General features: G+C 66.9%; 15 protein-coding genes and 1 tRNA gene. 6 read left to right on the plus strand and 10 right to left on the minus strand.

The features are described 5' to 3' along the window. Nucleotides 1-79 precede the first annotated feature (79 nt). The 3 genes from D9X30_RS02515 (at nucleotide 80) to D9X30_RS02525 (ending at nucleotide 2,948) form a co-directional block, all read left to right on the plus strand. Nucleotides 80-493: a PaaI family thioesterase gene (locus D9X30_RS02515; protein ID WP_249640863.1), complete on the plus strand. Its 414-nt coding sequence runs from the start codon at nucleotides 80-82 to the stop codon at nucleotides 491-493. An 8-nt stretch (nucleotides 494-501) separates the two neighbouring features. Next, nucleotides 502-1,395 (plus strand): patatin-like phospholipase family protein, encoded by an 894-nt coding sequence (locus tag D9X30_RS02520; protein ID WP_153946288.1) that lies wholly within the window; start codon nucleotides 502-504, stop codon nucleotides 1,393-1,395. Nucleotides 1,396-1,466: 71 nt separating this feature from the next. Further along, nucleotides 1,467-2,948, plus strand: a complete 1,482-nt coding sequence (locus D9X30_RS02525; RefSeq protein WP_153946287.1) for a dihydrolipoyl dehydrogenase family protein — start codon at nucleotides 1,467-1,469, stop codon at nucleotides 2,946-2,948. Here D9X30_RS02525 and D9X30_RS02530 read toward each other — a convergent pair. The 10 genes from D9X30_RS02530 to def all read right to left on the minus strand — a co-directional run bounded on the left by D9X30_RS02530 (nucleotide 2,945) and on the right by def (nucleotide 12,151). Beyond that, entirely contained in the window at nucleotides 2,945-3,370 is a 426-nt protein-coding gene (locus tag D9X30_RS02530; protein ID WP_153946286.1) for a YkvA family protein, read from the minus strand. The genes D9X30_RS02525 and D9X30_RS02530 overlap by 4 nt on opposite strands. Before the next feature lie 18 nt (nucleotides 3,371-3,388). After that, nucleotides 3,389-3,652, minus strand: coding sequence for a helix-turn-helix domain-containing protein (locus tag D9X30_RS29775; protein ID WP_349632220.1), 264 nt, complete (start codon nucleotides 3,650-3,652; stop codon nucleotides 3,389-3,391). Between the two features lie 121 nt (nucleotides 3,653-3,773). Beyond that, nucleotides 3,774-3,849: transfer RNA gene (locus D9X30_RS02540), tRNA-Phe, on the minus strand. A gap of 59 nt (nucleotides 3,850-3,908) precedes the next feature. After that, entirely contained in the window at nucleotides 3,909-4,625 is a 717-nt protein-coding gene (locus tag D9X30_RS02545; protein WP_153946284.1) for a response regulator, read from the minus strand. A 53-nt stretch (nucleotides 4,626-4,678) separates the two neighbouring features. After that, nucleotides 4,679-7,162: a sensor histidine kinase gene (locus D9X30_RS02550; protein ID WP_153946283.1), complete on the minus strand. Its 2,484-nt coding sequence runs from the start codon at nucleotides 7,160-7,162 to the stop codon at nucleotides 4,679-4,681. Next, on the minus strand, nucleotides 7,159-7,983 hold the full coding sequence (locus tag D9X30_RS02555; RefSeq protein ID WP_153946282.1) for a DUF4390 domain-containing protein: 825 nt from the start codon (nucleotides 7,981-7,983) through the stop codon (nucleotides 7,159-7,161). Before D9X30_RS02555 ends, D9X30_RS02550 begins: the two co-directional genes overlap by 4 nt. 11 nt (nucleotides 7,984-7,994) lie before the next feature. Then, a complete protein-coding gene (rsmB, locus tag D9X30_RS02560; RefSeq protein ID WP_153946281.1) occupies nucleotides 7,995-9,368 on the minus strand; it encodes a 16S rRNA (cytosine(967)-C(5))-methyltransferase RsmB in 1,374 nt (457 codons plus the stop codon). A 164-nt stretch (nucleotides 9,369-9,532) separates the two neighbouring features. Continuing rightward, the gene (gene htpX / locus D9X30_RS02565; protein ID WP_153946280.1) at nucleotides 9,533-10,393 is read right to left on the minus strand and encodes a zinc metalloprotease HtpX; all 861 of its coding nucleotides are present in this window, start codon (nucleotides 10,391-10,393) and stop codon (nucleotides 9,533-9,535) included. A gap of 135 nt (nucleotides 10,394-10,528) precedes the next feature. Further along, nucleotides 10,529-11,530 carry a methionyl-tRNA formyltransferase gene (gene fmt / locus D9X30_RS02570; protein ID WP_153946279.1) on the minus strand — a complete coding sequence of 334 codons (1,002 nt, stop codon included), beginning with the start codon at nucleotides 11,528-11,530 and terminating at the stop codon, nucleotides 10,529-10,531. 114 nt (nucleotides 11,531-11,644) lie between these two features. Beyond that, nucleotides 11,645-12,151 carry a peptide deformylase gene (gene def, locus D9X30_RS02575; RefSeq protein WP_092600577.1) on the minus strand — a complete coding sequence of 169 codons (507 nt, stop codon included), beginning with the start codon at nucleotides 12,149-12,151 and terminating at the stop codon, nucleotides 11,645-11,647. 163 nt (nucleotides 12,152-12,314) lie between these two features. Here def and D9X30_RS02580 point away from each other — a divergent pair, with 163 nt between their 5' ends. The 3 genes from D9X30_RS02580 to D9X30_RS02590 are packed head-to-tail and all read left to right on the plus strand — an operon-like array spanning nucleotide 12,315 to nucleotide 15,125. Further along, nucleotides 12,315-13,490, plus strand: coding sequence for a LysM peptidoglycan-binding domain-containing protein (locus D9X30_RS02580; protein WP_153946278.1), 1,176 nt, complete (start codon nucleotides 12,315-12,317; stop codon nucleotides 13,488-13,490). 41 nt (nucleotides 13,491-13,531) lie between these two features. Continuing rightward, nucleotides 13,532-14,683: a DNA-processing protein DprA gene (dprA, locus tag D9X30_RS02585; protein WP_153946277.1), complete on the plus strand. Its 1,152-nt coding sequence runs from the start codon at nucleotides 13,532-13,534 to the stop codon at nucleotides 14,681-14,683. Nucleotides 14,684-14,717: 34 nt separating this feature from the next. Beyond that, a complete protein-coding gene (locus D9X30_RS02590) occupies nucleotides 14,718-15,125 on the plus strand; it encodes a thioredoxin family protein (RefSeq protein WP_153946276.1) in 408 nt (135 codons plus the stop codon). Nucleotides 15,126-15,165: the final 40 nt, after the last annotated feature.

Raw genomic sequence — 15,165 nt, forward strand, 5'->3', positions numbered from 1 at the left:
CTGGCAGGAATCGGCAGGGGGCTTCGGCCCCCTGTATCATTGGCGCCAACAACATGCCGCGCGCCGAGGAGACCGGGACGTGCCTGCCACTTTCACCATCGCGGATATCGATGCCACGCTCGAACGCGTGCTGGCGCCATGGGTGCGCCAGCTGGGCCTGCGCGCCGAGGCAGCGGACGCCACCGGCGTGACCCTGCGCCTGCCCTTCCAGGAAGCGTTTCGCCATGCCGGCGGCGTGGTGTGCGGACAGGTGCTGATGTCGGCCGCCGATACCGCGATGATCGTCGCCATCTCTGCCGCACTGGGCGCATTCCGGCCAATGACCACCGTCACGCTGACCACCAACTTCATGCGTCCCGTGATCGACGGCGATGTGCTGGTGCGTGCCAACGTGCTGCGCCTGGGCAAGACCGTGGTCTTCGGCGAAATCGCACTGACCGGCCAGGACGGCAAGGTCGCGGTGCAGGCCACCACCACCTACGCCCTGCTTTGAAATCCAGGATGTCCGACCTCAGCCCCCAACCCTTTGACCAGATCGTCTTTGCCGGCGGCGGCAACCGCTGCTGGTGGCAGGCTGGATGGTGGGATACCGTGGCGCCCGAACTGCACCTGCGGCCGCGCGTCATCGCCGGCATCTCGGCGGGCGCGGCCACGGCGTGCATGGTCTATGCGCACGATTCGCACCAGACCATGGCCTACTACCGCGAGGTGCTGGCCAACAATTCGCGCAACGCCTACTGGGGCAACCTGCTGCGGCGCGAGCGCGTGTTTCCGCACTACGGCATCTATCGCAACGCCCTGCTCTCGCTGTTTGGCGATAACCGCCTGCACCGGCTGCAACAGGCGCCCGAGATTCGCATTGGCGTGGCCCATATCCCGCGCTGGACCGGGCCGCGCCTGGCCGTGGCCGCAGGGCTGCTGGCGTACAACATCGACAAGCACCTGCTCAAGACACTGCATCCGCGCCTGGGCCGCAAGCTTGGCTTCCACCCCGAATTCGTGCTGGCGCAGGACTGCGGCTCGCCCGAGGATCTGGCCGATCTGCTACTGCAATCGGCCTCCACGCCGCCCTTTACGCCGGTGCTGCGCCGCAATGGCCATGCGGTGCTGGACGGCGGGCTGGTGGACAACGTGCCGGTCGATGCGCTCGATGCCACGCCGGGCAATGTCCTGGTGCTGGTGACGCGGCTGTATCCGCGGCCGCGCCGCTTCGTCATCGACACGGGCGGCCAGCGCCGCCTGTATCTGCAACCTTCGCAACGCGTGCCGATTTCGAGCTGGGACTACACCAGGCCCGAAGCCATGACGCATGCGTATGACCTGGGCCGGCGCGACGCGGAATCGTTCCTGCGCGACTGGCCCGTCATCCAGCAGGATCTGTTGCCGGCGTCATAGCCAAAGCGCCACGTGGCGCCGGTCAATTGTTTGGCATGCGGCGATGGTGCCGCGCAGGCAAGGAGGATTGAATGACAAAGCGTCAGGCATCAACCGAAACCGCAACCCAGGCAAGGACCGTGAAGACGCGTCGGCGCGCCAGCGAGGCCAGCGCCGAACCCGTTGTCGAACGGGTGCCGCGCAAGCGCGATGCCCGCCCCAAGACACGCGAAGCCGACTTCGTGGTGATCGGTGCGGGCTCGGGCGGCGTGGCCGCCGCGCGGCGCGCCGCATCGCATGGCGCACGCGTGATTCTGGTGGAGCGCGATGCCGTCGGCGGCACCTGTGTCAATCGCGGTTGCGTGCCCAAGAAAATGCTGTCGTACGGTGCGGGATGGGCATCGATCCTGTCCACGTGCCTGTCGCACACGGGCGGCAAGGAAGACTGGCGCGATGCCATCGTGCGCGTGAATGCCGAGGTGGCACGGCTCAATGCGTCGTACAAGCAGCGGCTCAACGAGGCCGGCGTGGAGATCTGGCACGGCGAGGCGGGTTTCAACGCGCGCGGCGATGTCGTCGTCGGCAATGAAGTCATCCGCGCCCGCAAGACGCTGATTGCAACGGGCGCCAGCCCGATCGATCTCCCGGTGCCGGGCGGCGAACTTGTCAGCTCTTCGGACGACCTGTTCACGTGGCAGACCGTGCCCGCCTCGATAGTCGTGATCGGCGGCGGCTATATCGCCGTGGAGATGGCATCGATCCTGTCTCGCTACGGCGTGAAGGTGGATCTGCTGGTGCGTGAGGACCGGCTGCTGCCAAAGTTCGATCACGATATTGCCGCTGCCCTGACAGAAGCCCTGATCGCCAAGGGCATACGCATACATTTCCGCACAGATGTCACAATGGTGTCGCAGTCGAACGGTGCATTCGACGTCTGCTACACGCAGGAAGACAATCGGGGTCGCACGCAGACCGTACGCACCCAGGCGGTGCTGGCCGCGATTGGCCGAAAGCCGAATGTGGATGGACTGGGTCTCGACGACCTGGGTGTGAAGAGCGATGCCAAGGGTGGCATCGAGGTGGACCGGCAGTTCCGCACCAGCGTGCGGTCGATCCACGCCATCGGCGATTGCATGGCAGACAACGTGCACCTGACGCCGGTGGCGATTGCGCAAGGCCGCTGGCTGGCGGATCGGCTATTCGGCCGGCGCGGTGACATGACGGACTTCGAATTCCTGCCCACGGCCGTATTCTGCGAGCCGGCAATTGGCGCCGTGGGGCTGACCGAGGCCCAGGCATTGGAGGAAGCCGGGGGCAAGGCCGACCGCATCCGCACCGAGATCAAGCGTTTTGTCTCGCTGGAAAGCCGCTTCGGCGGCGTGCCACAGCAATCGGTCTTCAAACTCGTGTTCAACGCGCGTAGCGGCCGGGTGCTGGGCGTCCACCTGATGGATGGCGCCGCACCGGAAATCGTCCAGACGATGGCCTTGGCGCTGCGGCTCGGCGCGAAGGCCTCGCATCTGCAAACCACCATGCCGCTGCATCCCACCGTGGCCGAAGAGCTGTTTGGCTAGTTGGCGAAGGGTGGAGGCCCGAGCCAGCGCCAGATGCCATAGGCCACCACCGCCCACACGCTCACCACCAGGACAACGCCCCAGCGACTGCGCGGCTTCGCGCCGCTGGCGGCCATCCACGCACTCGCCTGTTCCCGCGACGAAGCCAGCACGGCGGCGGGCATCAGCCTGACCGCCAGCCAGATCAGCGCAGGCAAGAGCAGCACGTCATCGATATAGCCGAGCACGGGGATGAAGTCCGGCACCAGGTCGATCGGACTCAACGCATAGGCCACGACGAACGCGCCCAGCGCCTTGACATACCAGGGCGTATCGGGATGCCGGCACGCGAACCAGAGCGCAACGCCATCGCGCTTGACGGCACGCGCCCAGGTGCGCAGGCGTTGGGTCAGGGGGAGCGAGGCGCTTTGATCAGGAGGCATCGTGATCGACGGGACGGTTCAGATATCGAGCAGATCCTGCCGAATACCGAGGGCCGCGGCAACTTTCTCGCGTGACGCCTTGCGCAGCGTCGCGCGGCCCTCCTGCTGCGCGTACGCAGACTGGGAAATGCCCAGCCGCTCCGCCATGACGGCCTGCGTCAAGCCCAGGTGCTCTCGCCACGCGCGTACCGGCGTAGCACCCCCGACCACACGTTTGACCACCGCATGCGGCACCAGTCTGCGTGCATCGCGATACGTGTCGAGGTACTCCGTATAGGGAATGACGACGAATGCAGGGGTCCCGTCACTTCCATGATCAGCTGGATGTTAATAGGTGGGTGTCCGTCGAAAGCCGGCACCACAAAAACAAAAACGGACGCCTGAGCGTCCGTTTTCTTGAATCTGGTGGCCTGGGACGGAATCGAACCGCCGACACAAGGATTTTCAATCCTCTGCTCTACCGACTGAGCTACCGGGCCAAAGAAGCGAAACTATAACCGTGGGACTGGCCCTCGTCAAGCGATTTCTGCGCCACGGCCTACTGTTCGGTCGGTTCGGGCTTGTTGCGGCCCAGCTCCACACCCAGCTGCTTGAGCTTGCGATACAGGTGGGTGCGCTCCAGGCCGGTCTTTTCCGCCACGCGGGTCATGCTGCCGTGTTCGCGTACCAGGTGATACTCGAAATACGCCCGTTCGAACAGGTCGCGCGCCTCGCGCAGCGGCATGTCGAACGAGAACTGCATTTCGCCCTCGGGCACGCCGCGCGACGGGTTGCCGTTGGCGGCCACCTCGGCAGGTGCCTCGGCCGGCGCGACGGTGGCGGCGGCCGCCTCCGGCATGCCGGTCGCGGTCAGCGGAGCGGGGGCCGCAGGCGCGGTGCGTGGGCGCTCGATGCCGCGGGCCAGGCCGGCTTCCACGGCAGACAGCAGCTTCTGCAGCGCGATGGGCTTCTCAAGGAAATTCAGCGCGCCGATCTTGGTGGCTTCCACGGCGGTATCAATCGTGGCGTGCCCCGACATCATGATGACCGGCATCGTCAGATAGCCCTGCGCCGACCACTCCTTGAGCAGCGTTACGCCATCGGTATCCGGCATCCAGATATCGAGCAGCACCAGGTCAGGCGTGGCGTTCGCACGGTATTCACGCGCCTTCTGGGCGTTTTCCGCAAGCTCGACCACATGCCCTTCGTCACTGAGAATCTCCGAGAGCAGCTCCCGGATTCCCATTTCGTCATCGACTACGAGGATGGTTGCCATACTTCCCCTCTTAACCCCACCGCAGCGCAACCGGAGGCGCCGGCGCGCAAGATTTAAGCCAGTTTAACGAACAGGATCGAGATCTGCGCTCCGGCGATCTCGGTACCGTTCATGCGATTGCGCAATTCAATGCGCGCGCCATGTTCGTCAATGATCTTTTTCACCATCGCAAGCCCGAGACCCGTACCCTTGGCTTTGGTAGTCACATACGGTTCGAACGCACGACTCAGGATGCGTGGTGCGAATCCAGGACCATTGTCCGTAATGGACAACTTGACGGCTTGCCGGTCTTCGCCGGCGGAATCTTTGTATTCTACAGTCTCGGTGTGCAGAGTGATATGGGGCGCCGCCCTACCGGCCGCCACGTTGTCCGCAGCCGCATCCTGCGCATTCTGTAACAGGTTGTGGATCACCTGCCGCAACTGTGTCGGATCGCCCTTTATTTCAGGCAGATCCGGGCCCAGCGCAGCATGAATCACCGGGTGTTCATGCACAGCGGGATCGTCGATGCCGTACAGATGCAGGACTTCCGCGACCAGGGCATTCAGCGACAGCGACTGCATCACCGCGGGCGGCGTGCGCGCATAGTCGCGGAAATCGTCCACCATGCGTTTCATCGCCGCTACCTGGTTAACGATCGTCGTGGCCCCGCGCTTTAGCACTTCGGCATCGGCCTGTTCGAGCTTGGGCGACAGCTTCATCTGCAGGCGCTCGGCCGACAGCTGGATCGGCGTCAGCGGATTCTTGATTTCGTGCGCCAGCCGGCGTGCCACCTCGCCCCATGCCACCGAACGCTGGGCCGAGATCACATCGGAGATATCGTCGAACACCACCACGTAGCCGGGCTCGTCGCGGCTGCCGCCCGGCAGGTGTGCGCCGCGCACCAGCAAGGTGAGCGGCTGTTCTTCGTCGCCCTGCGGCAGTTCGATCTGCTTTTGCCAGTGCTGCGAGCCGCCCAGCACCTCTCGGGTGGTCTGCTCGGAGAATGCCTGGCGCACGATGTCGGCAAAGTTGCCCATGCCCGGAATCTGTTCCACGGGCTGGCCCAGCACGCCCGAGAACGGCTGGCGGAAGATGCGTTCGGCACCGGGGTTGGCCGTGATCAGCGTGAAGCGGCGGTCGAAAACCAGCACGCCGGCGGTCAGATTCTGCAGCACGCTTTCCAGGTAGGCCTTCGACTGTTCCAGCGCCACGCGGTTGTCTTCCACGGCGATGCGCGCTTCGGACAGCTGGCGCGTCATCTGGTTGAACTGCTGCGTCAGCTGGCCCAGTTCGTCGCGGCTCTTCAGCTCGCGTTTGGGCGACAGGTCGCCCTCGGCCACTTCCTTCGTGCCCTGAAGCAGCATCAGCAGCGGCCGGGCCAACTGGCCGCCCAGCAGTAGCGCCAGCATCACGGCGATGAACACCGCCAGGAACAGCGTCAGCGTCAGCGTGCCGATGTACATCTTGCGCAGGCCCGTACGTCCGAGCGCTTTTTCCTGATACTCCTGGTAGGCCCGCTGGACTTCGTCGGCATTGCGCGCCAGCACCGCTGGCACAGGGTGCAGCACCTGCAGGTAGCGTTCCTCGCGGACCGTGTCGCCGACCAGGCCGAAGCCAGTGGCCGGGGCATCCTCGGGGCGGCGTTCGATGGAAAGCCCCGAGCCGGCCCAGCGGCTGCCCGGCGGCGCCAGCCGCGTGCGAGCCCGTGCCGCGGCGGCCGCGGCCGCCGCGCTGGCGCTGATGCTGACCGAAGCCTGCGCCGCTTCATCGGGTGTGGTCGCGGCCGGCGCGGGGCCCAGCGGAATGATGACGCGAATGCGGTACAGGTGGCTGCTGTCGAGATTGACCGGGGCCTTGTCGCTGCCGGTGGGGTCCGAGCCGCCTTCCACGGCCGCGTATCCGCCCGCCATGCGCGCCTGTTCGGCCAGCACGCCCGATGGAATGTCCGGTACCAGCGTGGCGTAGCTGCTCGACGCCGTGGCCAGCACGCGGCCGCTGCCGGTGAAGATCGCGGCTTCCTGGATGCCGTACTGCTCGCGCAGCCGGTTCAGCTGCAGCGACGACGCCATGCTCGACGCGCCGGTGAGCTGGTCGGCCATCAGGCGCGCCTTGCCTTGCAGGTCGGCCAGCTGGCTGTCGATGGTGGAGCGGCCCAGGTTCAGCCCCGCCTCCAGCGCGTTTTCCACGCGCACGTCGAACCACGATTCGATGCTGCGCGATACGAACTGCAGTGACACCAGGTAGATCAGCACGCCCGGCAGCACGCCCACCACGCCAAAGAACACGGCCAGCTTGCTCATCAGCCGCGTACCAAACTTGCCGCGCCGGTAGCGTACCCACAGCGTGAACGCGAGCGCGCCAACCGTCAGAACCAGCAACGCCCCGACGACGAGGTTGATCTTGAACAGCAGCGTGAAGTAGCGGTCGAAGAATTCGGTATTTGCCGACGCGCCGGCCAGCAGGCCCACCAGCACCAGCGCCAGAAAGACGATGATGCCCACCACCACGCGGTATAGCACGCGGCGGAAGCGGCTATCCCACGGATTGCCGTTCATGGCTGGCTGGCCGGCTGGACCAGTTGGCTCGGCGACAGCACGTTCGACACGGTTTGCGCGAACGGGGCGCGCAGTTCGGCGGAGGCGGCCGACGCTGCGGACGGCGCGGACCCCGGCATGGCCGGTGGCGCGGGCGGTGCCACCGGTGGTGGCGGAGGCGGCGGAGGCGGTGCGTCCAGGTTGGTCGGCACCGTGTAGTTGAAGCGTTTCCACTCCGACGACAGGTTCCACTCGCGCGTGTTCACGGCGTTGATCTGGAACGGCTTGGGCAGTTGCGACAGATCCAGCCGCATGCGCGTCTCGGCGTGATACGTTTCGCCAGCCTTCACGTCGCGGCGTTCGAAGACGCGCCAGCCGCGCACCTGCTGGATGAACTGCAGCGCGCCCTTCAGGCGGTTGAACGGCAGTTGCAGCCCGCCGGTCGATACGCGGTATTGCCGCGTCAGCGGTTGATACGACAGGCGCACCGAACGCGAGGTGTTGACCGGCTTTTCATCGAACCAGTACCAGCGCGCCCGCGACAGCTGGAAGTCCACCACGAAATAGAGCGAGATGCCCTTGTGCAGGGCGTCCTCGAGTGCGGGCGGGAGATCGAAGTCGAAAGAGGCGCCAAGCTCGAAGCCGCCGTCCTGATAGTCGATGCGTGCCTCGGTGGTTTCAATCAGCTGTGCGCCAGCATGGGGCATGTACACCAGCAGCGCCAGCAGCAGCAAAGCGGTGGCGTACCACGTGCGCAGGATGCCGGCCAGCGGTGCTGCCGGCCATTCGCGCACCGCGCGGCCGGGGGCACGTAGGACGAGCAGGCGCTGCAGGTTCGGCATTGGTGGAAATATCAGGCGCGTTTCTGGAAGCGGGCGTAGTAGAAGCCATCGTGATCCGATGGCAGGCTTGCCTTGCCGGCGGTCCCGCTGCCGGTCGTTTCAGGCGCCTTGATCCCGGGCAGCAGCTGCCCCGGCGCCTGCAATCGTATCGCATCTGGAAGCTGCGCACCAAACCAGAGCGCCTGCTCCTCGCCTTCCGTTGGGAAAATAGAACAGGTCACGTAGACCAGGATGCCGCCCGGTTTGAGCAGCGGCCACAGTTGCGAAACGATGCGGCGCTGCTCGGTCATCAGTTTGGCCACGTCGGACTCGCGCCGCAGCCAGCGGATATCGGGATGCCGCCGCACGATGCCCGACGCCGAGCATGGCACATCGGCCAGGATGCGATCGAACGGCTGGCCATCCCACCAGTCCTTGGGGCGGCTCGCGTCGCCCACGATCACTTCGGCGCGTTGTCCCAGGCGGGCCAGGTTGTCGTGGATGCGCGCGGCGCGTTCCGCGTCGCTTTCCACCGCGGTCACGTGGATGTCGGCAAGCTCCAGCAGATGGCCGGTCTTGCCGCCAGGCGCCGCGCAGGCGTCCAGCACGCGCATGCCGTCGGACACTTCGCACAGCGGCGCGGCAAGTTGCGCGCCGGCGTCCTGCACGGAGACGTCGCCCTGGGCAAAGCCGGGGATCTGCGATACCGGAAAGGCCCGTGCCAGGCGCACGGCCTGCTCGCCGACGGCGCTGCCGGCCAGGCCGGCATTGGCCAGCGCCTGGAGATACGCCTGCACCGAAATGCGCCGCGGATTGATGCGCAAGGTCATCGGCGGGCGTTCGTTGACGCTCTGGGCCAGGGCCATCCACTGGTCGGGGTAGGCCCGGCGCAGTTGCGCGAGCCACCACGAGGGCAGGTTCCAGCGGGCTTCCTCGTCCTGCATGATCTTCGGCATCAGCGCGCGGCGCTCGCGCAGGAAGCGGCGCAGGACGGCATTCACCAGGCCGCGCGCATGCGCGGTCTTGGGCTCCGAGGCCGCCGCGCTGACCGCCTGGTCCACCACGGTGAAGTCGGAATAGCCGCCGCGCCCTACCTTGCTGCCATCGCCCTCCTCGCCCTCGATCAGCAGGGCCAGCGCCACGGCCAGCAGGGAATCGACCAGCGCCCCGGGCGGACGCGTCACCAGTTGCGTCACCAGGGCGCGCGTGGTGCCGAACAGGCGCACGGAGCGATACGCCAGATCCTGGATGGCGCCGCGCGTGGCGGCGTCGCGCACGCGGTCCAGCCGCAAGTGGGTGGCAACGTCTTCGATGGCCTGCGGCAGGGCCGCGCCTTCGTGTACGCCGCGAACAGCCGCGGCAGCACCGAGCATCTGGAAGGCAAGGGAATCGTGAGGCAGGCGCATACGGAAAATCAGACAGGCAACGTAGGAAAAGGAGTGACGCAACGGGCGTCGGGCCGGGCGGATACAAGAATGCCCGCCGGTCCCCGGGGGAACACAGCGGGCAGTTTACCCGTTGTCGCGGACTGGCCGGTCAAACCGGCCAAATCCCGCCGCCGGCGCCGGCATCAGGCCGGATAGCTGCCGGTCTGCGCCATGTGCATCAGGCGGGAGATGCGCTCCTCGGTGGCCGGGTGCGTCGAGAACAGGTTGGCGATGCCGCCGCCGGACAGCGGGTTCATGATCATCATCTGCGCCGTGGCCGGATGTTCCTCGGCCGCCTGGAACGGGATGCCCTGTGCATAGCGATGGATCTTGTCCAGCGCACTGGCCAGCGCCTGCGGGTCGCCGCTGATCTCGGCACCGCCCCGGTCCGCTTCGAACTCGCGCGCCCGCGAGATCGCCATCTGGATCAGCGATGCGGCCAGCGGGGCCAGGATCGCGACGGCAATCGCGGCAATCGGGTTGGTACGGTTGCCGTTCTCGTCGCGGCCGCCGAAGAACATCGCCATGTTGGCCAGGGCCGAGATGGCACCGGCCATGGTGGCGGCGATGGTCGACGTCAGGATGTCGCGGTGCTTCACGTGCGCCAGTTCGTGCGCCATCACGCCGCGCAATTCGCGGTCGGACAGCACGCGCAGGATGCCGGTGGTGGCGGCCACGGCCGCGTGTTCGGGATTGCGGCCCGTGGCAAAGGCGTTGGGCGCGTCCTCGTTGATCAGGTACACGCGCGGCATGGGCAGGCCCGCGCGCTGGGACAGCTCCTGCACCATGTTGTAGAACTGCGGCGCGGTGCTGGCATCCACTTCCTGCGCGTTGTACATGCGCAGGACCATCTTGTCCGAGAACCAGTAGGAAAAGAAGTTCATGCCCAGCGCGATCAGCAGCGCGAACATCATGCCGCTACGGCCGCCGATCATGCCGCCGATGACGATGAACAGCGCCGTGATGGCGGCCATCAGCATGAAGGTCTTGACCCAGTTGAACATGGCTTGGTCTCCAGAGAGATCGATTCGGGCGCGTACCCACCCCTGCGGGACGCGATGTTCGTTAGATAGGGCCAGGACCGCAGGAATTCAATGCGGATGACAGGGTTTTACGACGCAAAGCGGCGCAAGCGCAACTTATGCCGCGCCGCGTACCAGGCAGCGCGTGCCCGGCGGCAGCGGCATGGCTTGCAGGAACTGCTGCGCCGGCTGGCGGCGGCCCCCGGCCTTCTGCAATTCGGTCACCTGCAGTGCGCTGCCGTCGCCACAGGCGATGATCACCCCGGCGGCGTCCGCCGCCAGCACGGTGCCCGGCGCATGCGGCAGGCTCGTGGCGGCGGCCAGCGGCAGCGCCTGCCAGCACTTGATGACGGTGTCGCCCACCTGGATCGTGGCCCCCGGGAACGGATTGAAGGCGCGCACCTGGCTGGCCAGCGCAGCGGCCGGGCGGGTCAGGTCCAGCGGCGCTTCGTCCTTGGCAATCTTCTCGGCGTAGGTGATGCCGGCTTCGGGCTGGGGCGTGGCCGCCAGCGGCTGGCCGGCGGCCAGCCGGCGCAAGGCATCGACGATCATGCGGCCGCCCAGTGCGGCCAGCGTGTCGTGCAGGCTGCCGGTACTGTCCTCCGGACCGATCGCCACCGATTCGCGCGACAGCATCGCGCCGGTATCGAGCCCTTCGTCCATCTGCATCAGCGTGATGCCGGTCTCGGCGTCGCCAGCCTCGATGGCGCGGTGGATCGGCGCCGCGCCGCGCCAGCGCGGCAGCAGCGAGGCATGGATGTTCAGACACCCATGGCGCGGCAGATCGAGAACCTCGGCGGGCAGGATCAGGCCATAGGCGGCCACCACCATGACATCGGGGGCGATCTGCGCCAGCGTGTCGACGGCGGCGCCGGCTTCCTCGGGATACTTGCCGTTGCGCCGCAACGAGCGCGGCTGCAGCACGGGGCCCAGCCCCGCTTCCAGCGCGAACTGCTTGACCGGGCTGGCCTGCAGCTGCATGCCGCGGCCGGCAGGCCGGTCCGGCTGGGTCAGGACGGCCACCACCGGAAAGCCGGCGGCGTGAATGGCCTCAAGGGCAACGCGCGCAAATTCGGGTGTGCCGGCAAACGCGACGCGCAGTGGCTGGGCTTGAGTCATGACGGAAATCCGCAGGTGGAAACGACACCGGCCGCATAGCGGCCGGTACGTGATGTGTCTTGGAAGATGTAACGATAGCAGACGCCACCCGCGTGGCACGTCCCTGTTACATCCTTACATGCGCGAGCGGACGCGCTTCTGGAGCTTGCTCTTGATGCGGTTCAGCTTGAGCGGCGACAGGTATTCCACGAATACCTTGCCGTTCAGGTGGTCGATCTCGTGCTGTATACATACGGCCAGTAGATCGTCGGCATCGAGCTCGAACGTTTCGCCCTTTTCGTTGAGCGCGCGCACCTTGACGCGGTCGGGACGCTCCACGCGGTCATAGACTTCGGGCACCGACAGGCAGCCCTCTTCCCAGACCTTGCGGTTGTCGCTGGCCCAGACGATTTCCGGGTTGATGAACACCATCAGCGCGTCGCGCGTTTCGGAAACGTCGATCGTGATCACGCGCTCGTGCACGTCCACCTGCGTGGCGGCCAGGCCGATGCCGGGCGCGTCGTACATGGTTTCCGCCATGTCCTGGACCAGCTGGCGGATACGGTCGTCCACCACCGCCACGGGCTTGGCCACGGTATGAAGGCGAGGATCGGGGTAGGTGAGGATGTCGAGTTTGGCCATGATGCTCGGGCGCAACGCCGGGTGCTGTCCACTGTCCGACCGCCGTTGCGGCGTGCGGGGTTTCCATGCAGAATCGGGGCGCTAGTACAAAAATTCAAGGCGCGCCGCAGCAGGCACGCTCTACCTAGGGTCAATCCGGTCGTTCTCCCGACCGGTCAGGAAAATGCGCGATCTTACCAAAGAACAGGCGGCGTCGGGCCGCGGGCTGCACGCGTTCACCCTCGCCATGCTATGTGTCGCCGGCGTCACAGCCGGAGCCGGCATGGCGGTTCAGGCGGCCGATCTGAATGTCTCGGCGGCACAGCTCGCCCAGGCCGATGCGACCGCCCAGCAGGGTATCCCCGTTTCCGAACTGGCGCCCAATGCGCCAGGCCAGTACACCGTGCGCTCGGGCGACACGCTGTGGGGCATCTCGGGCCAGTACCTGCGCCAGCCGTGGCGCTGGCCGGCGCTGTGGGGCATGAACCGCCAGCAGGTTCGCAATCCGCACCTGATCTACCCTGGGCAGATCCTCTACCTGGTGCAGCGCGATGGCCGCGCGTACCTGTCGACCACGGCGCCCGGTGGCGCCCAGGGCGACACCCGCCTGTCGCCGCGCGTGCGCGGCGAGGGCGGCAACGGCGAGGCCATCCTGAGCATCCCTGCGTCCGACATCGAGCCGTTCCTGACGCGTCCGCTGGTCGTGGAAAAGGATGCGGTGGACTCGTCGGCCCGCATCGTTGCGCTGACCGATGCCCGCGTCTACATGGGGCGTGGCGATACCGGCTACGTGCGCGGCATCGCATCGGCCGACGCGGCGATCGGCAGCGACTGGCAGGCGTTCAAGCCGGCCTTGCCGGTGCGCGACCCCGTCAGCAATGCCGTGATCGGCTTCGAAGCCCAGTACCAGGGCAGCGTGCGCGTGATGCGCGGTCCGGAAGGCCCGGACGCGGTCACCACGGTCCAGGCCACCCAGTCGCCGCAGGAAATGGGCGCGGGTTCGCTGCTGCTGCCGCAGCCGGCGCGCGAACTGGTGCGCTACGTGCCCCATGCGCCGGAAGGCAACGTCGAGGCCCGCATCGCCGCCGTCTATGGCGGCGTGGAGTACGGTGGTGCCAAGCAGGTGGTGGTGCTGAACCTGGGCGCCAACGGTGGCCTGGAGCCGGGTCACGTGCTGGCGCTGTCGCGCGTGGGCGGCGTGGCCAAGGATCCGACCGACGGCAACCGCAGCATCACGCTGCCCGATGACCGCTATGGGCTGGCCTACGTGTATCGCGTCTTCCCGGGCATCGCCTACGCGCTGGTGACCGATGCCAGCAATGTGATGAAGGTCGGCGACCGCGCCACCAGCCCGCAGTAACCGGCGGGCGCGTGCGCGAGCACGCGCCGCCGCGTTGTTCGATGACCGATTCGACTCGCGATCCAGCCGAAGTGGCTGCCTGGGTGCGGCTGACGGCCACCCCCGGTATTTCGGTGCAGGCCGGCCGCCGGCTGCTGGCGGCTTTCGGGCTGCCCCAGGCCGTGCTGGCCCAGGACCCTGCAAGGCTCCGCGACGCCGCGGAGCCCGCGGTGGCGCGCGTGCTCGCTGCGCCGCCCGACGCCGACGTATCCGCCCGGATCGATCGCACCCTGCAATGGCTCGACAGCCCTGGCCACCATCTGGTCACGATGGGCGACGCCGCTTATCCGGCGCGCCTGCTCGACCTCGCCGATCCGCCACTGGTGCTCTACGTCAACGGCCAGGCCGCACGCCTGCAGGCGCCGTCACTGGGTATCGTCGGCGCGCGGCATGCCACGGCACAGGGCGTGCGCAATGCGCAGACGTTCGCTTCGGCGTTTTCCGATGCCGGGCTGACCGTGGTGTCGGGGCTCGCACTCGGCATCGATGCCGCAGCGCATGCCGCGGCACTGAATGGGCCCGGCGGCACGGTCGCCATCGTGGGCACCGGCGTGGACATCGTCTATCCCGCCCGACACCACAAGCTGGCGCACCAGATCGTCGATACCGGCGGCGCCATCGTCAGCGAATTCCCACTCGGTACGCCGGGATTGCCGAACCATTTTCCGCGTCGCAACCGCATCATCGCGGCGCTGGCGCGGGGCGTATTGGTGGTGGAAGCCGCCGAGCGGTCCGGTTCGCTGATTACCGCCCGGCTGGCGTCCGAAATCGGCCGTGAGGTGTTTGCGATCCCCGGTTCGACCCACGCCGAGCTTTCGCGCGGCTGCCACAAGCTGATCCGCCAGGGCGCCAAGCTGGTGGAGTCGGCGGCCGACGTGTTCGAGGAATTCGCCGACCTGGCGCCAACCGGGGCCAGCAGCGCAACAAGGACGCCGGCGAGGACGAAGGCCAGCCAAGTATCGGTATTGGCCACCCCGCAGCCGGCGGCGGCCGACGCGCTCGGGGCGGCGCTAGCCTATGATCCTGTCACGCTCGATGCATTGTGCGAGGGCACCGGCATGGCGGCGGAGGCGGTATCGGCCGAACTGCTGCAACTGGAACTGGCCGGCGCGGCCGAGCGCTTGCCAGGCAATCGTTTCCGGCGTCTGGCATGATCCGGTATCGCCCTTGCCTCACTTTTCGACTGGAATGGCCGTTTACTTCCCCGAGCAGGATGCCGCAGCCCTGCGCCAGGCGCTTCATGCCCGTCCGCACGGACGGCTGGTGGCCTGCCTTTGCGCCGCATGGTGTGGCACGTGCAAGGACTACCTGCCGGGCTTTGCGGCATTGGCGGCACGTTATCCGGACGACTGTTTCGTCTGGATCGATGTCGAAACCCACTCCGACTATCTGGGAGAGGACATCGACATCGAAAACTTTCCTACTGTATTGATTCAGCCCGTCAGTGGCGGCGCACCGCAGTTTTACGGAACCGTGCTGCCCCACCTCGATGTGCTTGATCGGATGCTGGCGCGTGCGGGTACCATGTCCGGCACGGCGCCAGACATCCCTGAAGTGCTGCCCTGGTTGCTTGGCAGCGGTGCCGATAACGGTTGAGCGGGGTCAGGGCGGGCGGCGGCGGTCGCTTGCACGCCCG

The sequence above is a fragment of the Cupriavidus sp. U2 genome (genome assembly GCF_009663685.2).
Classification (GTDB): domain Bacteria; phylum Pseudomonadota; class Gammaproteobacteria; order Burkholderiales; family Burkholderiaceae; genus Cupriavidus; species Cupriavidus necator_C.